The following is a 20,734-nucleotide window of genomic DNA, read 5'->3' on the forward strand; positions in this document are numbered from 1 at the left end:
AGCCCAGCGCGCCCCGGTGAGCCGGGCCCGCCCGGGTCCCACTTCCGACCGTCCAGGTGTCTGCCTCGGCGGCCGCCGCCTGGTCCGCGGTCAGCCGGCAGCAGCCGCCCGTTGCCCGCGGTCGCCGCCCGGCGCGGGTTCGCCGCCCGTGGGGCAGTCGTCCTGCGGCGGGCACCCGGCGGCCTCGTGGGCCTCGATCTCCCGCCGAGCCGCGTCGCAGGCGGCCGCGCCGTGCGTGGGATCGACGGCCAGCAGCCGCGCGGCGATCCGGCGCAGCAGCGCGACGAACCGCTCCCGCTCCTCCGGCTCCAGCCCGGCGAGCACATGCTGGTCGACGAGGCGGCGGTCCTCCTGGGTCGACGCGTAGAGCCGTGCCCCCTGGTCGGTCGCGGTGATGATGCGGGCCCGCCGGTCGGCCGGGTCGGGGTGGCGCTCGACCAGGCCCGCCCGTTCGAGCTCGTCGACGAGGCGCACCATCACCGTCCGGTCGATGCCGAACCGGCGGGCCACCTCGATCTGGTTTCGCGCCTCGCCGCCGACGGCGGCTCCGAGGACGTGCAGCGCGCGCAGGCCGCCCGGCAGCTCGCCGACCGCGGCGGCCGAGGCCGCGAGGTAGCCGTACTGCACCTGGCCCAGCAGCCAGCCCAGATCCTGCCCGAGGTCCTCGGGCAGGCCGTCGGGCCCGAACTCGGGCTCCGCGGCCGCTGCGGCGTCGCTCACCGCCTCAGGGTACCCGTCCCGGTCAGAGTAATCTCCCCCCAGATGAGTGCTTGCAGAGACGATTTATCCATCAGATAGTCTCTCTGCAGATCTTCGCGACAGCAGAAGATCTCGATTCCCGACGACCTGTGGAACAAACGGAGGCGCCGCAATGCCCAACCTGCTGCACGTGGACGCGAGCCTGGCTCAGGAGGGCTCGACCTCCCGATCGCTGGCCGCCACCTACATCGACGCCTGGCGCGCCGCCCATCCCGAGGGCGCCGTCACCTACCGCGATCTCGCCCTCACGCCCCCGCCGCACCTCGACTGGGCCACCCTGTCGGCCGGCTTCACCCCGCCCGAGCAGCACACCCCGGAGCAGACCGAGGGCGTCAAGCTGCGCGAGGAGCTGATCGGCGAGCTCGAGGCGGCGGACGAGCTCCTGCTGTCGCTGCCGATGTACAACTACTCGGTGCCGTCCACGTTCAAGGCGTGGGTGGACCAGGTGATCCTGGTCGGACGCACCTTGCGGCAGCCGCCGGAGGAGTCGGCGCTCACCGGGAAGCGCGTCACGGTCATCGCCACCCAGGGCGGTTCGTACGGGGTGGGCACGCCCAAGGAGGGCTGGGACCACCAGCTCCCCTTCATCGCCCACGTTCTCGAGTCGCTCGGGGCGACCGACGTCGAGCTGGTCCGGGTGGAGATGACGCTCGCCCCGGTCAACCCGGCGCTGGCCGACTTCACCGACGTGTACGAGCGCAGCCGGGCCGCGGGCGAGAGTGCCCTGCGGGCGCGGGCGGCGGCCTGAGTCAGCGCGACCGGCCGGGGCGCCCCGGCGAGCCGGTCACGGCTCCAGGCGCACCCGGCCGGGCAGCGCGCGTTCGACCTCGTCGAGCAGCGCGGCGTACCCGACCGTGTCGATCGGCCGGGCCCGCATGACGTAGGCGTCGCCGCCGGAGGGCTGGTAATAGCCGCGGCGCACGCCGATGTCGACGAAACCAAGCCGGCTGTACAGCGCCCGCGCGGCATGGTTGTCGGTGCGGACCTCCAGCCCGCAGGAACGGGCCCCGGCCCGACGCGCGTGGCGCAGCAGGGCGATCATCAGCCGGGCGCCGACGCCGCGGCCCCGGACCCGGGGCACGACGCCGACGGTCTGGATGTAGGCGCCGTCGTCGGCGAGCGCCAGCCCCGCGTAACCGATGATCGCCGCCAGGTCGTGGGCGGCCACCCCTCGGGGCTGCCACAGCGCGGTCAGGTAGCGCCGCTGGTCGCCCTGGGCCAGTTCGGACCAGAACAGCTCCGCGGTCCAGGGGTCGGTGGCGAAGACGGTCGGTTCCAGCTCGGCGACGGTGGCGACGTGCCACCAGCGCATCGGGATGAGCACCAGGTCCCAGTCCTGCCCCAGATCCCGGTCCTGCCCCAGATCCTGCCCCAGATCCTGCCCCAGCTCCTGTTCCTGCCCCAGCTCCTGTTCCTGTTCGCGGTTCCGGATCTGTTCGCGGTCCCGGACCTGCTCCTCGGCCCGGTCCTGCACACGGTTCCAGTCCGGTTCGATCGGCGTGGCGGCGCTCGGCGCCACGCCGTCGGGATGCGGTGGCCGCCGCGTCACACCCTGACCGGCTTCGGCGCGTGCGGTTCGGTCGCGTCCGGCCGCCGCAGGTAGAGCGGAGCCAGGACGCTCGGGTCGCGACCGGCCAGCAGGTCCGCCCCGGCGAGACCGACGAGCAGCTCCGGGCGTGGGTACCCGCCCGCCGGCGTGTCCGCGCCCGCCCCGTCAGCCCCGGCCGCGTCGTCGGTGGTGGCGAACCCGGCGAACGGCTCCGGGTACAGCGCCCGGCCGGGGCCGGTGACGGCGTCGACGCCGAGCTCCCGCAACATCTGAGCGACCTGCGCCGGACGCCCCACGGCGGGATCGCCCACCCGCACCCCGCCGACGTAGCGGGCCCAGTAGACCTCGCGGCGCCGCGCGTCGGTGACCACGCCGACCGAGCCGGCCGTGGCCGCGCCGATGCCATCGAGTGAGCAGACGCCGTGCACGGGGATGTCCAGCGCGTCCGCGAAGGCCGCGGCGGTCACCATGCCGACCCGCAGGCTGGTGAAGGGCCCGGGACCGGCTCCCACGACGACGGCCGCGAGGTCCGTCGGGCGCGCGCCCGCCTCGTCGAGGACCGCCCGCATCGACGGCGCGAGCAGCTCCCCGTGGCGGCGAGCGTCGACGGTGACCACGCTCCCCCGGGGCCAGACGTGCACGCCGGGGCCGGCGGGATCACCGGCCGCCGCGCTCACCTGCCGCGCGGGATCGGATGCGGTCAGCTCGGCGAGCGCCACCGCGCACGCGGCCGTGGATGTGTCGAGGGCCAGCACCAGCACTCGTCCAGACTACGGACCGCCGCATCAGCCACGACGAGTACCCACCCCACCGCGGCCCGGCGCAGGCGATGCGCTCAGTCCGGGGCGAGATCGCGCAGCCGCCGCGCCCAGCTCGGACCGGTGGCGACGAGGCGGACCGTCCTGGTCTCGCCGGCCTCGTCGGCGGTGGGCCGGGTGAGCACGAGCTCGAGATGGTCCTGGGCGAGCCCCTCGACCAGCCCCGCGCCCCACTCGACGACGGTCACCGAGGTGTCGGCGTCGGCGTCGAGGTCGAGGTCGTCGACCTCGGTCACCCCGCCGAGCCGGTAGGCATCGACGTGCACGAGCGGGATCCGGCCGTCCGGATAGATCCGCGCGAGCACGAACGTCGGCGAGGTGACCGTCTCCCGCACGCCGAGCCCCGCGGCGATGCCCTGGGTGAGGACCGTCTTGCCCGCGCCGAGCGGGCCGGAGAGCACGAGCAGGTCGCCGGGGCGCAGCAACGCGCTCAGCCGGGCGCCGAAGTCCCGCATCCGGTCCGCCGTGGGCACGACGACCACGTCACGTTGCCGTGCGGCGTTCACGCCCATCNCCTCCTCNCCTCCTCGCCTGCCTGGGCCCGCCGGGACCGGTCAGGCGGCCGTCCCGCCGGCGTCGCGGTCCGCGACCGCCGCCCGTTCGGCCGACGGGGCACCGTCCGCGGCGGCGCCGACCGGGGCGGGCGGGAGTCCCGTCCGCGACCGCGGCAGCGGCAGCGAGACCTCGGCGAGTGACCGCTGCACCAGCCTGCGGATCGCGGCGTTCACCGCCTCGGGCCGCTCCAACATGATGGCGTGGCCGGCGTCCTCCTCGACGACCAGCTCCGCGTCGGGCAGGATCTCGGCGATCGTCCGGCTGTGGGCCACCGGGGTGATCAGGTCGGCGTCGCCGACGACGAGCACGGTGGGGATCCCCGCCAGGCGGGCGGCGGCGGCCAGCCGATCGTTGTCGAGCAGGGTGGGCAGGAACGCGGCGATCACCGCGACCGAGGTGTCCGAGACCATCGTCTCGAGGAACGTGACCACCACCGGCGGCAGATCGGTGGCGCCGAACCCGATCCGGCGGGTCACCTCCCACGACAGGTCGCTGCCCCGCCCGCGAACCCGCTCCAGCAGGCCCGAGGTGTGCCGCATGCCGACGGCGATGCCGGGCAGCACCCGACGCACCACCGCCGTCGCCAGGGCGGGCAGCCCGAGGGTCACCTGGGCCAGCTCCGACGCGCTGGTCGACAGCAGCGCCACCCCGATGATCTGGTCGCCGAAGAGCTCGGGATGGGCATCGGCCAGCCCCAGGACCGCCATACCCCCCATCGAGTGGCCGACGAGGATGATCGGCCCGCTGGGCACCCGGTCGCGGATCACCTGGTAGAGGTCGTCGGCGAGCACGTCGATGGTGCAGCTGCCGACCTCGGACGGCCCGGAGCGCCCGTGCGCGCGCTGGTCGAAGAAGACCATTCGCCCGAGGTCCGCGAGGGCCCGGTGCTGCAGCGTCCAGCACTCGGCGGACACGCAGAACCCGTGGACGAACACCAGTGTCAGCGGCGCGTCCGGCGGACCGGTCTCCTCGACGTGCAGCGGCACGCCGTCGGCCGCGATCACCGTGGCGACCCGGCCGCCGATCGGCCTCAGCTCCGGCTCCGGCGGCGCGTCCGGCCGGTTGCGGCGGCGGTGGATCGCCCGCCGCTGCGCGACCAGGCCGGCCGCGACGGCCGCGCCGACCACACCGACCGATCCCGTGGCGGCGCGCGCCGCCCGGGAACCCGCGAACGGGCTCACGGTCCTCACCATCGGTGCTCCCTCCTCCGGGCTGCCCTGAACCGATGATGCACCGCGGGGGCGCCAGGAGCAGGCGTCACGTGACGCACGCGTAACCACGCTCCGGCCCCGGCGGGTCGGGGCGTGGTCGCGCGTGGGGCGTCGCGACGATCAGGCGAAACCGGGCATCGGGAAGCCGCTGACCAGCTCGGTGACCTGCTCCCGGACCCGACCGATCGTCGCGGTGTCGCCGGCGCCGGCGGCCTTGACGACGTCGTCGATCCAGCCGGCGAGCACCGGCATGTGCGCCGGAGTCAGGCCGCGGGTGGTGATCGCGGCGGTGCCGAGCCGGATGCCGGACGGGTCGAACGGCTTGCGCTTGTCGAAGGGCACCGCGTTGTAGTTCAGCTCGATCCCCGCCGCGTCGAGCGCCTTCGCCGCCGGCTTTCCGCCGATGTCCTTGCCGGTGAGGTCGATCAGGATGAGGTGGTTGTCGGTGCCGCCGGTGACGAGGTCGAACCCGCGCTCCACCAGCGCCTCGGCGAGGGCGCGGGCGTTCGCCACGACCGCGTGGGCGTAGTCGCGGAACGCAGGCGTCGAGGCCTCCCGCAGGGCGACCGCGATGGCCGCCGTGGTGTGGTTGTGCGGGCCGCCCTGCAGGCCGGGGAACACCGCCTTGTCGATCGCCGTGGCGTGCTCGGCGTCGGTGAGCAGCATGGCCCCGCGCGGGCCGCGCAGCGTCTTGTGCGTGGTGGTCGAGATCACCGGAGCGTGGCCGACCGGGGAGGGGTGGGCACCGCCGGCGATCAGCCCGGCGATGTGCGCGATGTCGGCGACGAGCACCGCCCCCACCTCGCGCGCGATCTCGGCGAAGGCCGGGAAGTCGATCGTCCGCGGGATCGCCGTCCCACCACAGAAGATGATCTTCGGTCGCTCGGCGCGGGCGAGGTCCCGCACCTCGTCCAGATCGATCCGGCCGGTGTCCGCACGCAGGCCGTAGCGGACGCTGCGGAACCACTTGCCGGTCGCCGACACGCTCCAACCGTGCGTCAGGTGGCCGCCCATCGGCAGCGACAGCCCCATGACCGTGTCCCCGGGCTGGGCGAAGGCGAGGTAGACGGCCAGGTTCGCCGGCGAGCCGGAATACGGCTGGACGTTGGCGTGCTCGACGCCGAACAGCGCCTTGGCCCGGTCGACGGCCAGCGTCTCGATCGGGTCGACGACCTGCTGACCCTCGTAGTACCGCCGGCCGACGTACCCCTCGGAGTACTTGTTGGTCAGGACGGATCCAGACGCCTCCAGCACCGCGGTGGAGACGTAGTTCTCCGAGGCGATCAGCCTGATCGACGCGTGCTGGCGGGCGGCCTCGGCCTCGACCAGCCCGGCGAGCTCGGGATCGGCGACGGTGAGTTCGGGAAGCGGGGGATTGTGCATGACGACCTCCGGCAGGTCTCGTCCGGCCGGAGGCACCCAGGCGCACGGCACCGACCCGCTCATCGCTCCCCGGTGGTCAGTTCCACCTCTGTGCGCCAGTCGCGACTCCCGTCCAAGTCTAGCCACCGGTCGGCCCGGACCCCGNCAAGGCCGACCTCACCGGCCGCCGACCGCCCCCCTTCACCGCGTATCCCGAGGGACGAATCGGACGCCGAACCCTCTGCCTACGCAGTAGAGCGCGCCGCGGGAGGACCGCCGGAGGCGATCTGACGCAGATCGGTACGGCGCCCGTCACGTCGTGCCCCGGGGTCCGGTCGGTCGGCTGGCCGACAGCACTGCCGGGTCACATCCGGGCCGCCAGGCCGGGCCGAGCCGGGCGGTGTCCCTTACCGTGGAACGAGGCCGGGACGCCCGGCCGGGGCGGTGGATGTTTCGTTGCGGAGGCGGGAATCGTGAAGCTGGCGTGGCGCAGGAGCAGGGACATCCCGGTGAACGCCGGTCGCGGCCTGACCGGCCCGGAGCGGGCCGCCGCGCTCGGGATGGTCGAGGAGTCCGAACCGGAGGCGGAGCTGGAGCTGGAGCCCGCCGCGGCGGCGCCGGCCGCCCCCGGCCCGGTCATGCTGACGCTGACGACCCGTTCCAGGATCGAGCAGGCCGAGCGGGAGGCCGCCGAGGCAGCCGCCCGTCCGGTGCGCCGCCGGATCGAGCGCGGCGCGCTCGGCGGCAGCGCCCCCAGCGGCGGCGGCTGCTCCTCCGGCGGCTGCGGCTGACCCCGCGGGGCCGGCACTGCGGTCGCGCGGGCCAGACGTAGAGGCGCGGGCTAGACGTAGACGCGCGGGACGCGCTGGCCGATCCGGGTGACGATCTCGTAGTTGATGGTGCCCAGCGCTGCGGCCCAGTCGTCCGCGGTCGGCTCGCCGCGGTCGCCCGGGCCGAACAGCCGCACCTCGTCGCCCGCGGCCACCTCGTCGTCCCCGACGTCGAGGACGAACTGGTCCATGCAGACGGTGCCGGCGATGCGCCGCCGGCGGCCACCGAACAGCACCTCTCCGATGTTCGTGGCGGCCCGGGGGATGCCGTCGGCGTAGCCCAGCGGTACCAGGGCGAGCGTCGTCTCCCGCGCCGTGGTGTAGCGGTGGGCGTAGGACACCCCCGTGCCGGCCGGCACCCGCTTGACCAGCGCGGCGTGGCTGACCAGCGACATCGCCGGCCGCAGGCCGAACTGCGCGGGCGGGCCGACCTCCGGGCCCGGGGAGAGCCCGTAGACGGACACCCCGGGCCGCACCAGGTCGAAATGGGCCTCGGGGCTGACCAGGGTCGCCGCGGAGTTCGCGAGGTGCCGCACGGTCGGCGCCAGCCCGGCCTTCTCGGCGATGTCGACAGCGTCCCGGAACGCACCGATCTGGGCCTGCACCGTCGCATGCCCGGGGGCGTCGGCGAACGCGAAGTGGCTCCACACCCCGAACGCCTCGATCAGGCCCTCGGCCTGCAGCGCCGCAGCCAGGTCGCACAACCCCGGCCAGTCGCCGGGCATCGCCCCCGCCCGGCCGAGGCCGGTGTCCGCCTTGAGGTGCACCCGGGCTGGCCGGCCTGCCTGCCGCGCCGCCGCGGCGATCTCCGCGAGGGTCCAGGCTGCGGACGCCGACACGTCGATGCCGGCCGCGATCGCCTCGGCGAAACGCTCACCGGGCGTGGCGAGCCAGCACAGCACCGGCGCGGTGATCCCGGCCGCGCGCAGCGCGAGCGCCTCCTCGAGGACGGCCGTGCCAAGCCAGCTCGCCCCGGCGTCCAGCGCGGCCCGAGCGCAGGGAATCATGCCGTGGCCGTACCCGTCGGCCTTCACGACGGCCATGGTGGCGGCGTCGCCCGCGCGGGCCGCGAGGGCGGCCACCGAGTCGCGGACCGCGTCGAGCTCGACGGCGGCATACGTCCGGGGTTCGCTGCTGGCCGATGCCTCGGTCCCCTGCACGCTCATGGCGGTCACGCTACCCGCCGTGACCACCACCCGGGAGCCCCCGACCCGGCGATGCCAGCAGGTCGGAGATGACCCGAGGCAGCAGGTCGGGCAGGTCGCCGGCGGCGAGCGGCACGGCGGCCCGCTCGGCGGCGCGCCCGTGCAGGTACGCGCCGACCGCCCCGGCACCGGCGGCGGGCAGCCCGGCGGCGAGCAGCGAGCCGATCAGCCCGGTCAGGACGTCCCCCGTGCCGGCGGTACCCAGCCACCCGGAACCGGTCGTGTTCACCCAGGCCGCCCCGGCCGGTTCGACGATCAGGGTGCGGGTGCCCTTGAGCAGGATCACCGCACCCGTCGCCGCGGCGGCCCGCCGGACGGTGGCGAGGCGGTCGGCGGCAAGGTCCTCCGTCGTGCGGTCGGGATCCCAGCCCAGGGCGGCGGCGGTGAGCCGGCCGAACTCGCCTTCGTGCGGGGTGAGGAGAACCGGTGCGTCCCGGGCGCGCAGCGCCGCGGGATCGGCGGTGAGGATCTCCGCCAGCGGGTCGAGGGCGCCCGCGTCGACCACGACCGGCAGGTCGGTGCCGAGCAGTCCGGCCACCAGCTCCCGGACCGCCGGCCCCGGGTCCAGGCCCGGGCCGATCGCCCAGGCCTGGACCCGGCCGACGGCGAGCATGGCCGCGCGGTCCCCGGCCCGGATGGCGGTCACCACCGCCTCGGGATGCGCCAGCCGGACGAAATCCCCCGCCCGACTGGCGACCGGCGTCCCGGAACCGCCGGCGGCCGCGCCGGCGTCGCCCTCCCGCACCGCGTCGCCCTCGTGCGGAGAGGCGCCCTCGTGCGGAGAGGCGCCCTCGCGCAGCGGGTCGCGCTCCGGCACGGCGTGGCCCTCGGTCACGACCCGCAGGTAGCCGGCGCCACCGCGCAGCGCGCCGCCGACGGCGAGCACGGCGGCACCCGGATAGGCGTCGCTGCCCGCGACGAGGCCGAGGACCCCTCGGCGGTACTTGGACGATTCCGGGCCCGGCACCGGGAACATCGCGGCGACGTCGGCGTCGTCGAGCGCCCGCAGGTCGGGTTCGGGCAGCGCCAGCCCGATGTCAACCAGCTCCACACGCCCGGTGTGGGCCGCGCCCGGCATCAGCCACAGGCCGCGCTTGTACGTGCCGAACGTGACGGTGGCACTGGCCCGCACGGCGGGTCCGGCGACGGCGCCGGTGTCCGCGTCGACGCCGCTGGGAACGTCGACGGCCACGGTGCGCTCGGGCGGCGCGAGGGCTGCCAGCCGGGCATGGTCCGCCCGCAGACCGCCGCGTCCACCGATGCCGAGCAACCCGTCCAGGACAAGCTCGGCCCGGCCGAACAGCCCGCGCAGCGTCTCGTCGTCGAGCTCCGGGGCGGGGCCGTGCAGTCTGCCGCCGGCAGCGAGCAGGGCGGCGCTGCCCTCCGGGTGGGTGCGGCCGGGTGCGATCGCGTCGACCCGGGCGCCTCGCGCGGCCAGACGTGCGCCGGCCCACAGGGCGTCACCGCCGTTGTCACCGCCCCCGGCGAGCACGACGATCCGGGCGCCGTGGACGCGGTCGAGGCGGCGGGCGACATGGGCGACCAAGCCGTACACCGCGCGTTGCATGAGGGCACCGGGCGGCAGGCAGGCGAGCAGCCCCGCCTCGGCGTCCCGGATCTGGCTGACCGTGTGCGCGTTCCGCATGCCGCCATGCTGCCCCGCGCCGAGCGGCCGATGCTGCAGGAGCCCCGTGACGCCGGGGTCGCCGCAGCGGCGGCGTTCGACCAGCGGACACCGGGTGGCCGGCGGGCGGCCGGCGATCAGCTCTCGGCGACGACCATCGCGACGGCTACGCCGCCGTCGTGGGTGAGAGACAGGTGCCAGGAGGCGATGTCGAGCCGCGCCGCCGCGGCGGCCACGGTGCCGCGGATCCGCAGCGACGGCCGCCCACCCGCGCCCAGGACGACCTCCGCGTCGTGCCATTCCAACCCGGGGGGTGCCCCGAGCACCTTCGCCACGGCCTCCTTCGCCGCGAACCGGGCGGCCAGCCGCTCCGGTCGGGCCAGACCGCGCTCCGCCGGGGTGAACAGGCGCATCGCGATCCCCGGCGTCCGGGACAGCGTCGCGGCGAAACGGTCGACGTCCACCACGTCGACGCCGACACCGACCACCGCCATCGGGCAAGCGTCCCATACCGGCGCTGCGGCCCACGGCGGACCATGCACCCGCCTCGTCCCGACGCGCCGATCGCGCCGCGGGCGGGCGCACCCCCTCGGATCAGGGCCTCGCCCCGCCCGAAGGGGTGGCACGCCGGCGGATCCGGGCCCGCGGGCCCGGCGGGACCCGCCCCGGGGTCAGGACTTCGCATCCCAGCCCGGCGCGGAGCCGTCGGCCTTCCCGTCACCGTCCTTGCCGGTGGCGTCCTTCCCGGCGGTGTCGGTCTGCTCCGCGGTGTCGGCGCCCTCCGCGGTCGCCGGCTCGCCCTCGTCGCCGGCGAGGATGCGGTAGAGGCTGCGGCGGGTCTCGGTGAGCAGGGACCGGGCGGCGGCGATCTGCGCGTCGTCCCCGGCCTGGGCGACCTGGACCACCGCGGCACCCACCGCGAAGGCCAGGGAGCGCAGGCTGGCCAGCTCGTCGTCGGCGCTGGCCGCGGCGGTCTCCCACGGCTTGCGCTGCCCCACCCGGGACTCGACGTGGGCCCGCCCTGCGTCGGTGAGGTGGAAGACCCGCTTGCCCTCCGCCTCCTCCGCGCGCACGAGCCCCTCGTCGGCGAGCAGGGACAGCACCGGGTAGACCGAGCCGGGGCTCGGCCGCCAGGTGCCGCCGCTGCGCTCGGCCAGCTCGCGGATCATCTGGTAGCCGTGCATGGGCTGCTCGGCGAGCAGGGCCAGCAACGCCTCGCGGACGTCGCCGCGACCCACCCGCGGCCCACGGCCGAAGCCGCCCGGACCACCGAAGCCCGGGCCGAACCCCGGCCCGAACCCGGGACCGGGGAAGCCGCCGAAGGGCGGCCAGCCCGGACCACCGCCGCGGCGCCCGCGCGGCCGGCCCTCACCGGGCCCGCCGTGCTCATGCCGCCCGCCGCCGTGTCCGCCCCGCGCCGTGCGGCTGGTGCGGTCGTGAGCCGCCGACTCCCTCGGCCCGCAACCGCCGGCCTCGCGCTCCGCCCAACCGGCCACCGTCTCGAAGAACTCCGACAGCCGCGCGGGATCGAATCCCGCCGCGCGCCCCCACTTACCCCAGGGCCCCCAGGGGCCTGGAATCGCCTGTGATGTCACGATCTTTCCCTTCATCTCCATGGAAGACCAACGGAAGTCATCCATTCGCCATTGCGTACGCTCACGATATATCGCGATGCTACGTCCGACAAGACAGCCTTGGCGATGCCAGGGACCTGGCCGGTACGATCCGCGCTCGCATTCCGTAGGATTGAACAGTGATCATTTCTGTGTCCGGAGAGAACGGGCACGGCGGGGACGCCGTCACCCCGCTCGAAGCAGCCTTCGAGGAACGTGCCTGCGCACAGCGCGCGGGTACCGACGTGTTCATCGAAGGGGTGAACCTGGCCCTGCTCGGCCGTGTCGAGCAGCTCCGCATCCGGCCCACCAACGCGTCGGGCACGGTCGACGACGACGGGCCGCATGAGGTCCGCCTGGAGGCGGCCGACGACGGGCCGCGCACCGGCTGCACGTGCCCCGAGGGGGCGACCGGCTCGTTCTGCCGCCACGCGGTCGCCGTCGCCCTGGTCGCCACCGGCTCGGCGGGACTCGCCGACGACGACGACGAGGATGCCGACGACGAGGAGAACGGCGGGATCATCGGCGAAGGCTCGCTGTTCACCGACGACCCGGTGCACGCCGCGATGCGGGTGTTCCTCAGCCGCGTCCCCCGCGCCGAGCTCGTGGAAACCCTGCTCGACGCCGCAGACGACAACGAGGCGGTCGCCGACGCCCTCTGGGAGGCCACCGTCGCCTGGCACGGCCGCCAGCACGGCGCCGCCCCCTCCTCCTGACCCTGCCAGCTATCCCGAGGCCAGGGCTCCCCGTGAAGCGCCGAAGGCCCCGCCGCCGATCCCAGGAAGATCGCCGAAGGCGATCTGACGGAAACCCGGCAGCCACCCCGAGGCCAGGGGTCCCCGTGAAGCGCCGAAGGCGCTTCACGGGGGTAGGCCCTATTCGACCGTGACGGACTTGGCGAGGTTGCGCGGCTGGTCGACGTCGAGGCCGCGGGCGAGGGCGAGTTCGCAGGCGAACACCTGTAGCGGCAGGGTCGTCACCAGGGGCGCGAACAAGGACGACGTTGCCGGCACGCGAATGAGATGGTCGGCGTAGGGCTCCACCGCGACGTCGCCGTCCTCGGCGATCACGATGGTCCGCGCGCCACGCGCCCGGACCTCCTGGATGTTCGAAACGATCTTGCCGTGCAGGTGCGCACGCCCGCGCGGTGAGGGCACGACGACGATCACCGGCAGGCCCGGTTCGATGAGCGCGATCGGCCCGTGCTTGAGCTCGCCGGCCGGGAACCCCTCGGCATGCATGTAGGCGAGTTCCTTGAGCTTGAGGGCCCCCTCCAGCGCCACCGGGTAGCCCACGTGGCGGCCGAGGAAGAGCACGGCCTTGGCGTCGGCCAGGCCACGGGCGAGCTCGCGGATCGGTTCGAGCCGGCCCAGCGTCCGCTCCACCAGGTCGGGCATCCGTTGCAGCCGTTCGACGTAGGCGGCGACCTCGTCGCCGTAGAGCACGCCGCGCACCTGCGCCAGGTACAGACCGACGAGCAGGCAGGCCGCGACCTGGCCGAGGAAGGTCTTGGTCGAGGCGACGCCCACCTCCGGCCCACAGCGGGTGTACAGCACCGCGTCGGACTCCCTGGGGATCGTCGACCCGTTCGTGTTGCAGATCGCCAACACCCGGGCCTTCTGCTCCCGGGCGTGCTTGACGGCCATGAGCGTGTCCAGCGTCTCGCCGCTCTGGCTGATCGCTATGACGAGGGTGGAGCGGTCCAGCACGGGATCCCGGTAGCGGAACTCCGAGGCCATCTCGACCTCGCAGGGCAGCCGCGTCCAGTGCTCGACGGCGTACTTCGCGATCAGGCCGGCGTGGTAGGCCGTCCCGCAGGCGACGATGAAGACCTTGTCGACGTCCCGGAAGTCCTGGGCGGACAGCCGCTCCTCGTCGAGGACGATCGCGCCGTCCGCGGACAGCCGACCCCGCAGGGTGTCGGCGAGCGCGGTCGGCTGCTCGTTGATCTCCTTGAGCATGAAGTACGGGTAGCCGCCCTTCTCCGCGGCGCCCGCGTCCCAGTCGACGTGGTACCGGCGCCCCTCGACGACCTCCCCGGCGAAGTCGGTCACGGTGACGCCGTCCCGGCGGGCCTCGACCACCTGGTCCTGGCCGATCTCCATCGCCTCGCGGGTGTGGGCGATGAACGCCGAGACATCGCTGGCGAGGAAGGCCTCCCCCGTCCCCAACCCGACGACCAGCGGGCTGTTGCGCCGGGCGCCGACGACCACCTCGGGNAAGTCGCGGTGCAGCACGACGAGGGTGAAGGCACCCTCCAGCCGGCGGCAGACACGCTGCAGCGCCACGGTCAGCGGGTGCGCTCCCGGCTCGGCGGTGCGGTCGGCCGGCACGCCGGGGCCGGGCGCGGGACCCGTGCCGGGGCGGGTCGGCCGGGGGGTGACGTCCTCCGGGACCGCCGCTGCCTGCGCGGCGGCGGCGTTGCCCAGTTCGACCTCCAGCAGGTGAGCGACGACCTCGGTGTCGGTCTCGCTCGCGAGCTCGTGCCCGATCGCCTCCAGCTCGGCGCGCAGCGCGGCGAAGTTCTCGATGATGCCGTTGTGGATGACGGCGATCGCGCCGGTGCAGTCGGTGTGGGGGTGGGCGTTGGCGTCGGTCGGGCCGCCGTGGGTGGCCCACCGGGTGTGCCCCATCCCGGTCGTCCCGGGCATCGGATCCGCCTCCGAGCCCTCGGACAGCAGCTTCTCCAGGTTGGCGAGCTTGCCGGCCCGCCGCGCCGTCCGCAGGGCCCCGGCACCGACGACCGCGACGCCGGAGGAGTCGTAGCCGCGGTACTCGAGGCGCCGCAGGCCGTTCAACGCGACGTCCAGGGCCGACTGGTCACCGACGTACCCGATGATCCCGCACATGCGACTCAGCGTACGCAGGTTCCCCGGGCGGGCGGACGTGGCCGGCCGTACACCTGGCGAGTTGTCCTGGCGTGGCCTCCCCGGCGGGTTCGGGCGGCCGGGCTCAGCGAGGGGCCGGCAACGCGGCGCGTACGACGGCCGCGAGGCGCTGGGCGGTGTCCCGCGCGACGGCGTCGGTCTCCGCCTCCACCATGACGCGGACCAGCGGCTCGGTGCCCGAGGGCCGCAGCAGCACCCGGNCGCCGTCGCCGAGCTCGGCCTCCGCCGCCGCGACGGCCGCCCGCAGCTCCGGTGAGGTGCCCACCCGGGTCCGATCGACACCGTGCACGTTGACGAGCACCTGCGGCAACCGGGTCATGGCCTTGGCGAGCTCACCGAGGGGCTGGCCGGTCTCGGCGACGCGGCCGAGCAGCCGCAGCGCCGTCAGCAGCCCGTCGCCGGTGGTGGCATGGTCGAGGAAGACGACGTGCCCGCTCTGCTCGCCGCCGAGCACGTAGCCGCCGGCACGCATCGCCTCCACCACGTACCGGTCGCCCACGGGCGTGGTCACGACGGTGATCCCGGCCTCGCGCATCGCGTGGTGGAAGCCCAGGTTCGACATCACGGTGACGACGACCGTGTCGTCGGCCAGTTCGCCGCGCTCGGCCAGGGCGAGCGCGCAGATGGCGAGGATCTGGTCGCCGTCGACGACGTCGCCGGCGGCGTCCACGGCGAGGCAGCGGTCCGCGTCGCCGTCGTGGGCGATGCCGACATCGGCGGACTGTTCCACTACCGCCGCCCGCAGGCTGTCCAGATGGGTGACGCCGCTGCCATCGTTGATCGCCGCGCCGTCGCCGTCGGCGTGCAGCGCTACGACGTCCGCCCCGGCGGCGCGCAGCACCCGCGGTGCGAGCGCAGAAGCCGCGCCCTGGGCGCAGTCGACGACGACCCGCAGTCCGTCGAGCCGCACCGGAAGGGCGGCGAGCAGGTGGTCCGCGTAGCGGTCGAGAAGCCCTGGTTCGTCCCGGATCCGCCCGACGTCGGCGCCGACGGGTCGGGGGCCGGGTGGTTGTGCCATCCGCCCCTCGATGGCGTCCTCGACCTCGTCGGGGAGCTTCAGACCACCGGCGGCGAACACCTTGATGCCGTTGTCCGGCATGGGATTGTGGCTGGCGGAGAGCATCACGCCGAAGGTCGCGCCGCTGGCGGCGACCGCGTGTGCCACGGCCGGGGTCGGAGCGACACCGATGCGGGCGACGTCGGCACCCGAAGCGGCCAGACCGGCGACGACCGCGGCCTCGAGGAACTCCCCGGAAGGACGGGTGTCCCGGCCGACGACCACGAGCGGCCGGGGTCGCGCCGACCCGGCGGATCGGCCCGCCGCGCCCAGCAGTTCCACGGCCGCGGAGGCCAGCGACAGCGCCTGCTCCGCGGTGAGGTCGACGTTCGCCACGCCCCGGACACCGTCGGTACCGAAGAGCCTCGTCACTGAGGTCCCCCATGAAGTCGAAGGTTCAGGCGGAGACCGAGGCGCGCACCGGCGGCACCCGTCCCCTCCGTGGAGGCGCCCACCGCGGGGACACGTCCACGGAGGAGACGCAAGGTTAGCGCTTGCTGTACTGCGGAGCCTTGCGGGCCTTCTTCAGCCCGTACTTCTTGCGCTCCTTGACCCGCGCGTCACGAGTCAGGAAGCCGGCCTTCTTGAGAGTAGGCCGTGACTCCTCCTCCGCCAGCGTCAGCGCGCGGGCGAGAGCGAGCCGAAGTGCGCCGGCCTGACCCGACACCCCGCCGCCGTGCAGCCGGGCGACGATGTCGTACGACTCGGCCTTGTCCAGCGCCTTCAGCGGCTCGTTGACGAGCTGCTGGTGCACCTTGTTCGGGAAGTACTCCTCCAGCGTCCGCCCGTTGAGCGTCCACTTCCCGTTGCCGGGGAGCAGGCGCACGCGGACGACCGCCTCCTTGCGCCGCCCGGTGGCGCGGGGGTTGCCCTGTACGTCGGTCACGACAGCCACGTCGCGTTCCTTCCTCGGTTGATGCGTGGTTCCCGTAGCCGGCGCCCGGGGCGGATCAACACCGCCCGCTGACCGGCTGGAGGAGGTCAGCGGTTACTGCGCGACCTGAATGATCTCGAACGGGGTGGGCTGCTGCGCGTCGTGCGGGTGCGTCGGCCCCGCGTAGACCTTCAGCTTGGTGCCCTGGGCGCGGCCGAGCTTGTTCTTCGGCAGCATGCCCTTGATGGCCTTCTCGATGATGATCTGCGGCCGCGTGTCGAGCAGCTCGCCGTACGAGGTGCTGCGCAGACCGCCCGGGAAGCCCGAGTGCCGGTGGTACTGGGCCTGCTGACGCTTGTTCCCGCTCAGCGCGACCTTGCCGGCGTTGACGACGATGACGAAGTCGCCGGTGTCGATGTGCGGGGCGAAGTACGGCTTGTGCTTGCCGCGCAGCAGCGCGGCGGCCTGGGTCGCCAGCCGACCGAGCACCACGTCGGTGGCATCGATGACGTGCCACACACGCTGGACATCCGCGGGCTTGGGCTGGTACGTGCGCACAGGTCTGCCTTCTCGTTCGGACGATCCCGCCTGGAACTCCGAGGGGCCTCGGGCGGATCTCGTCAAGAATGGTGAGCGCGCAGACGGGACGTGTCACGCGCAGCAGTCTTTGAGGTTACCAGGCGATCGGAGCGGACCGTCGAGCGGCCCGACCAGCCATCGCCGGCAGGATGCCAGCCGCACCACGCGTGCCCGACCCACCCGGCCCGTCGAAACCTCGCTGACTGGTCAGTGTATCGGGCGGACAGCGGGCGGGGCGCCCGCGCGGGGATGCCCGCAGACGGGCTGGCACCCTCTGGCGAGCTAGCTATTCTGGCCGAGATGACTGAATTGGGTGGCGAGGGACACGAGAGGCGTGCGGAGTCGGGCGCTCCGCGGCGCGACCGACCGGACCGCGCCGCCCGGTCGGACGACCCGACCGGTTCCGCCGGCAGGCCGTCCGGACCCGCGGGGGATGGCGCAGCGGCTCCCACCGGCGCGGCCGATCTGCCGAGTCCGGCGTCGGCCGGAAGTCAGGACCTGCGCGGTCGCTACGTCAGCTACGACGGTTGGACGCCCCCGAGCGACGATCCCCTGTTCGGCGGCCCACGCAGCTACGCGTTCTCGTTCGACCACCTCGCCGCCGCCGGCCCAGATCCGGACCCGGCCGGGTCGACCTCGTCCGAGGTCTCGACGCCCGAGTCGTNAGCGTCCGAGCAGCCCTCGCACGGGCAGCCGTCGCACGAGCAGCCCTCGCACGAGCAGCCGTCGTACGGGTGGCCGTCGTCCGAGCGGCCGATGGCGGCTTACCCGGACCGGTCGGCCGCGCTACACAGCCCGACGGACGGCACCGGCGCGGCAGGGACGCGCCCGGGCGCTGCCACGGCGGCGTGGCCGGGCCGCCACGAACGTCCGGCGGCCCGGCCGGCCGCCGAGGCCGAGGACTTCGGGATACCGCGGCCAGGGACGGAGCACGCGCCGTCCGAACCGGCGAGCGGCTGGTCGATCCGGGGCTGGTCGGGCGCGCCCGGCCAGCTGACGGGCATCACTCCCCTCACCAACCCGAATCCCCTCATCAACCCGAATCCCCGGACCGAGCCGAATCCCCGGACCGCCACCGGCTCCCCGACCGGCACGACCACCCCTTCCGCCTCGACCGACCTCGGCGACCTGGACGAGCAGGCAGCCGTCGACGGATACGCGGACGGGGACGGGTATCCCGACCGGGACGGGTATCCCGACGAGCCCGGCGGCGGGGAGCACACCGACGCCGGTCCTCCTTCCTCGGCCGAGAAGGGCGAGCGGCCTGGCCTGGCGGGCCGGGCCCGCGGTTCCCGGCGGCTGCTGGCCATCGTCGCCGGGGCCGTCCTGGTGCTCATCGCGGCCGTGGCGGCCGTCGCGTTGCGCGGCGGGGACGACAAGGGCGCCGCCGCGCCGCCCGCGACGGCCTCACTGCCGCCGATACCGGCGAACTTCCTCGACAGCGCCGCGGTCGACTCGGATCCGATAACCCCCGAGGAGTTCTTCCCCGAGCCGTCCGTCGCGGTCGACGGGCGGGGCTACCAGCGACTCGCCCGCAAGCTCGACTCCGGCTGCCCGAACCTCACCGGCGACCTGATCGGCCAGTTGAAGGCCCCGCACTGCCGGCAGGTGGTGCGCTCGCTGTTCCTCAGCCACCCCCAGCAGGGCGGACGGCAGGTACTCGCGGGAGCAACCGTGTTCTCCCTGGACACCAGCGCGACGGCCACCCAGGCCGCGCAGGTGCTCAACCAGGGCCGCGGCGGCATCGTGCCGCTGCCGATCCCGGCGGGCACGATCCAGAACGCGCAGATCACCGGGCCGGGCGGGAACAACTCCTGGCGCAGCGCGCTGAGCCGCGGGCACTACCTCGTCTACACCCAGATCGCGTACGTCGACGGCACCTCGGGCGCGGCCACCGACCCGGCGCTGCGCAACGCCCAGACCGACCTGGCCACGCTCGCCACCGAGCCGATGGGCGACCGGGCGGTGCTCGGGCACGGCCCGCGCCGCTGACGTTCCGGACCTTGCCGCCCACCACACCACCAGCCGGACGGCCGGGAGCGCCCGCCGGGAGACCGCCCTTCCCGGCGGACCTCAGCCGGACGGGGTGGTGGGCACGCGCACGGCCCGGGTGACCTCGGCCCGCGCCGCCAGCTCCGCGTCCGGGGGGTAACGCACCTCGACCAGCGTCAGTCCGTGCGCGGGGGCGACGGTGACAGCCGGATCCCGCAGTCCACGGTGCAGGACCGCGGCCGGCCACTGCGGCGGCCGGCGTCCCTCACCCACCGCCAGCAGCGCCCCGACGAGCGCCCGGACCATCGAGTGGCAGAAGGCGTCCGCCTCCACGTCGGCGACGATCACCCCGTCGGGGCGGCGCAACACATCGAGGCGAAGCAGGGTGCGCACGGTCGTCGCCCCCTCCCGCCGACGGCAGAAGGCCGCGAAGTCGTGCTCCCCGACCAGCAGCAGCGCCGCCGAGGCCATCGCCGGTACGTCCAGCGGCCGCGGCCAGGCGAGCGTGTCGAAACGCCGCAGCGGCTCGGCGCCGAACGGTGCGTCGGTGATGCGGTAGACGTAGCGCCGGGACAGCGCTGAGAACCGGGCGTCGAACCCGGCCGGGGCGGGGGCGAGGCCGGTGACCCGGACCGACCGGTCGAGGACACCGTTGAGCCGCCGGGCGAGCCCGCCGAGCGGCACGTCCGTGGGCAGGTCGACGTGGGCCACCTGCCCGGCGGCGTGCACCCCGGAGTCGGTGCGCCCGGCCACCGTCAGGCGCACGGCCGGCAGCCGGGCGACCCGGATGAGAGCGTCCTCCACGTCGCCCTGCACGGTCCGCTGGCCAGGCTGGCGGGCCCAGCCGGCGAACGGCGTGCCGTCGTAGGCGATGTCCAGGCGCAGCCGAACCAGGCCCGCCGCCCTCGCCGTCACGTCCGCCACGGCGCCGGGCACCGCGTGGGGCACGCACGGACCGGATCCCACGACATCGGACATCTGTCTCTCCCGGTACGGCGGCGCGCCGGTGGGGCACGACGCGGCGGACCCGACGGCACCCCGACGGGCACCCCGACGATGGAACGAACGCGGCGACATGAACGGCGAAGGCCCGCCGCCCATGATGGGCGGCGGGCCTTGCGGGAGCTACTGGCGGGACGCGGGCAGCGGCGGCAGTCCGCGTCCTCGACGAAGAATCGCCGTGGTCAGGACTTCGACTCGGCCGAATCGTCGTCGTCCGTCGCCTCGGCGGTGACCGCCGGCGACTCGGACGCCTGGGCAGTGGGGGTCTCCTCGGCGGCGGGGGCCTGCTCCTCGGCGGACTGCGCGGCCACGGCGGCGGCGGTCGGCGACTCGTTCGCCAGGTCCTCGGCGGCCTCGGCGGTGGCGCCGGTCGGCTTGCGCCGCTCGGCGAAGCGGGTACCGCGCGCGCGCTCGGCCTCGTCGACGGCCTGCTGGCCGACGGTCAGCGCCTCCACCAGCTCGATGCGGGCCAGCGGGGCGTTGTCACCCTTGCGGTTGCCGAGCTTGACGATCCGGGTGTAGCCACCGTTGCGGTTGGCGTACCGCGGGCCGATCTCGGTGAACAGGGTGTGCACCACCGAGTTGTCCCGCACGTGGCGCATGACGCGGCGCCGGGCGTGCAGGTCGCCGCGCTTGGCGAAGGTCACCAGCCGCTCGGCGTACGGGCGCAGCCGCTTGGCCTTGGCCTCGGTGGTGGTGATGCCGCCGTGCTCGAACAGCGCGGTGGCGAGGTTGGCCAGCAGCAGCCGCTCATGTGCGGGGCTGCCGCCGAGCCGGGCGCCCTTCGTTGGCGTGGGCATGATGAGTGCTCCTCGT

General features: G+C 74.5%; 19 protein-coding genes, 2 pseudogenes and 1 riboswitch. Of the genes and pseudogenes, 3 read left to right on the plus strand and 18 right to left on the minus strand.

All coding sequences use genetic code 11. From position 1 onward, the window contains the following. Positions 1–90: 90 nt before the first annotated feature. Complete coding sequence (locus UK82_RS04190) at positions 91–720, minus strand: MarR family winged helix-turn-helix transcriptional regulator (protein ID WP_044884227.1); 630 nt, start codon at positions 718–720, stop codon at positions 91–93. 151 nt (positions 721–871) lie between these two features. Between UK82_RS04190 and UK82_RS04195 the strand changes: the two genes are divergently transcribed. Next, on the plus strand, positions 872–1,507 hold the full coding sequence (locus UK82_RS04195) for an FMN-dependent NADH-azoreductase (RefSeq protein ID WP_044884226.1): 636 nt from the start codon (positions 872–874) through the stop codon (positions 1,505–1,507). 36 nt (positions 1,508–1,543) lie between these two features. Here the strand turns inward: UK82_RS04195 and rimI are convergent, their stop codons facing one another. From rimI to glyA, 5 genes are all read right to left on the minus strand, one after another. Then, positions 1,544–2,071, minus strand: a complete 528-nt coding sequence (gene rimI, locus UK82_RS04200; protein WP_052681001.1) for a ribosomal protein S18-alanine N-acetyltransferase — start codon at positions 2,069–2,071, stop codon at positions 1,544–1,546. A gap of 233 nt (positions 2,072–2,304) precedes the next feature. Beyond that, a complete protein-coding gene (gene tsaB / locus UK82_RS04205) occupies positions 2,305–3,069 on the minus strand; it encodes a tRNA (adenosine(37)-N6)-threonylcarbamoyltransferase complex dimerization subunit type 1 TsaB (RefSeq protein ID WP_044884225.1) in 765 nt (254 codons plus the stop codon). Positions 3,070–3,143: 74 nt separating this feature from the next. Beyond that, entirely contained in the window at positions 3,144–3,638 is a 495-nt protein-coding gene (gene tsaE / locus UK82_RS04210) for a tRNA (adenosine(37)-N6)-threonylcarbamoyltransferase complex ATPase subunit type 1 TsaE (RefSeq protein ID WP_370657178.1), read from the minus strand. 42 nt (positions 3,639–3,680) lie between these two features. Then, positions 3,681–4,874, minus strand: a complete 1,194-nt coding sequence (locus UK82_RS04215) for an alpha/beta fold hydrolase (protein WP_044884224.1) — start codon at positions 4,872–4,874, stop codon at positions 3,681–3,683. Between the two features lie 138 nt (positions 4,875–5,012). Continuing rightward, the gene (gene glyA, locus UK82_RS04220) at positions 5,013–6,275 is read right to left on the minus strand and encodes a serine hydroxymethyltransferase (RefSeq protein WP_044884303.1); all 1,263 of its coding nucleotides are present in this window, start codon (positions 6,273–6,275) and stop codon (positions 5,013–5,015) included. A gap of 27 nt (positions 6,276–6,302) precedes the next feature. Then, a riboswitch (ZMP/ZTP riboswitch) is annotated at positions 6,303–6,388 on the minus strand. 339 nt (positions 6,389–6,727) lie between these two features. On the opposite strand from glyA, the gene UK82_RS04225 reads away from it, so the two are divergent. Continuing rightward, positions 6,728–7,045, plus strand: a complete 318-nt coding sequence (locus tag UK82_RS04225; RefSeq protein ID WP_052680996.1) for a hypothetical protein — start codon at positions 6,728–6,730, stop codon at positions 7,043–7,045. Between the two features lie 50 nt (positions 7,046–7,095). Here the strand turns inward: UK82_RS04225 and alr are convergent, their stop codons facing one another. The 4 genes from alr to UK82_RS04245 all read right to left on the minus strand — a co-directional run bounded on the left by alr (position 7,096) and on the right by UK82_RS04245 (position 11,508). Beyond that, positions 7,096–8,250: an alanine racemase gene (gene alr / locus UK82_RS04230; RefSeq protein ID WP_055406512.1), complete on the minus strand. Its 1,155-nt coding sequence runs from the start codon at positions 8,248–8,250 to the stop codon at positions 7,096–7,098. A 10-nt stretch (positions 8,251–8,260) separates the two neighbouring features. Then, on the minus strand, positions 8,261–9,934 hold the full coding sequence (locus UK82_RS04235; protein WP_055406406.1) for a bifunctional ADP-dependent NAD(P)H-hydrate dehydratase/NAD(P)H-hydrate epimerase: 1,674 nt from the start codon (positions 9,932–9,934) through the stop codon (positions 8,261–8,263). A 116-nt stretch (positions 9,935–10,050) separates the two neighbouring features. After that, entirely contained in the window at positions 10,051–10,407 is a 357-nt protein-coding gene (locus tag UK82_RS04240) for a holo-ACP synthase (RefSeq protein ID WP_044884223.1), read from the minus strand. 177 nt (positions 10,408–10,584) lie between these two features. Further along, complete coding sequence (locus tag UK82_RS04245; protein WP_370657179.1) at positions 10,585–11,508, minus strand: PadR family transcriptional regulator; 924 nt, start codon at positions 11,506–11,508, stop codon at positions 10,585–10,587. A gap of 158 nt (positions 11,509–11,666) precedes the next feature. Between UK82_RS04245 and UK82_RS04250 the strand changes: the two genes are divergently transcribed. Further along, on the plus strand, positions 11,667–12,242 hold the full coding sequence (locus UK82_RS04250; protein WP_055406408.1) for an SWIM zinc finger domain-containing protein: 576 nt from the start codon (positions 11,667–11,669) through the stop codon (positions 12,240–12,242). Positions 12,243–12,401: 159 nt separating this feature from the next. Here UK82_RS04250 and glmS read toward each other — a convergent pair. From glmS to rplQ, 8 genes and pseudogenes are all read right to left on the minus strand, one after another. Further along, positions 12,402–13,745 (minus strand): glutamine--fructose-6-phosphate transaminase (isomerizing) (gene glmS, locus UK82_RS04255; RefSeq protein WP_236705495.1); only part of this gene is annotated, 1,344 nt, incomplete at its 5' end. Position 13,746: 1 nt separating this feature from the next. Beyond that, positions 13,747–14,375 (minus strand): annotated as a pseudogene (locus UK82_RS35575) (glutamine--fructose-6-phosphate aminotransferase); the annotation flags it as partial. Positions 14,376–14,478: 103 nt separating this feature from the next. After that, a partial coding sequence (locus UK82_RS35580; protein ID WP_236705535.1) for a hypothetical protein occupies positions 14,479–14,614 on the minus strand: 136 nt, incomplete at its 5' end. A 1-nt stretch (position 14,615) separates the two neighbouring features. Continuing rightward, positions 14,616–15,843, minus strand: a pseudogene (gene glmM, locus UK82_RS04260) (phosphoglucosamine mutase); the annotation flags it as partial. 115 nt (positions 15,844–15,958) lie between these two features. Further along, positions 15,959–16,366 (minus strand): 30S ribosomal protein S9, encoded by a 408-nt coding sequence (rpsI, locus tag UK82_RS04265; RefSeq protein WP_044884218.1) that lies wholly within the window; start codon positions 16,364–16,366, stop codon positions 15,959–15,961. Positions 16,367–16,459: 93 nt separating this feature from the next. After that, positions 16,460–16,903 carry a 50S ribosomal protein L13 gene (rplM, locus tag UK82_RS04270; protein ID WP_009740497.1) on the minus strand — a complete coding sequence of 148 codons (444 nt, stop codon included), beginning with the start codon at positions 16,901–16,903 and terminating at the stop codon, positions 16,460–16,462. Between the two features lie 2,094 nt (positions 16,904–18,997). Next, positions 18,998–19,894 (minus strand): tRNA pseudouridine(38-40) synthase TruA, encoded by an 897-nt coding sequence (gene truA, locus UK82_RS04280; protein ID WP_236705496.1) that lies wholly within the window; start codon positions 19,892–19,894, stop codon positions 18,998–19,000. A gap of 206 nt (positions 19,895–20,100) precedes the next feature. Continuing rightward, positions 20,101–20,718 (minus strand): 50S ribosomal protein L17, encoded by a 618-nt coding sequence (gene rplQ / locus UK82_RS04285; protein ID WP_044884216.1) that lies wholly within the window; start codon positions 20,716–20,718, stop codon positions 20,101–20,103. Positions 20,719–20,734: the final 16 nt, after the last annotated feature.

It is taken from the genome of Frankia sp. ACN1ag (genome assembly GCF_001414035.1).
GTDB classification, from domain to species: Bacteria; Actinomycetota; Actinomycetes; order Frankiales; family Frankiaceae; genus Frankia; species Frankia torreyi.

Excerpts from the sequence above, each read along its gene's own strand:
- UK82_RS04195 (WP_044884226.1), top strand. The coding sequence starts at position 872 with ATGCCCAACCTGCTGCACGTGGACGCGAGCCTGGCTCAGGAGGGCTCG.
- rimI (WP_052681001.1), bottom strand. The coding sequence starts at position 2,071 with ATGCGCTGGTGGCACGTCGCCACCGTCGCCGAGCTGGAACCGACCGTC.
- tsaE (WP_370657178.1), bottom strand. The coding sequence starts at position 3,638 with ATGGGCGTGAACGCCGCACGGCAACGTGACGTGGTCGTCGTGCCCACG.
- UK82_RS04215 (WP_044884224.1), bottom strand. The coding sequence starts at position 4,874 with ATGGTGAGGACCGTGAGCCCGTTCGCGGGTTCCCGGGCGGCGCGCGCC.
- glyA (WP_044884303.1), bottom strand. The coding sequence starts at position 6,275 with ATGCACAATCCCCCGCTTCCCGAACTCACCGTCGCCGATCCCGAGCTC.
- alr (WP_055406512.1), bottom strand. The coding sequence starts at position 8,250 with ATGAGCGTGCAGGGGACCGAGGCATCGGCCAGCAGCGAACCCCGGACG.
- UK82_RS04235 (WP_055406406.1), bottom strand. The coding sequence starts at position 9,934 with ATGCGGAACGCGCACACGGTCAGCCAGATCCGGGACGCCGAGGCGGGG.
- UK82_RS04240 (WP_044884223.1), bottom strand. The coding sequence starts at position 10,407 with ATGGCGGTGGTCGGTGTCGGCGTCGACGTGGTGGACGTCGACCGTTTC.
- truA (WP_236705496.1), bottom strand. The coding sequence starts at position 19,894 with ATGTCCGATGTCGTGGGATCCGGTCCGTGCGTGCCCCACGCGGTGCCC.
- rplQ (WP_044884216.1), bottom strand. The coding sequence starts at position 20,718 with ATGCCCACGCCAACGAAGGGCGCCCGGCTCGGCGGCAGCCCCGCACAT.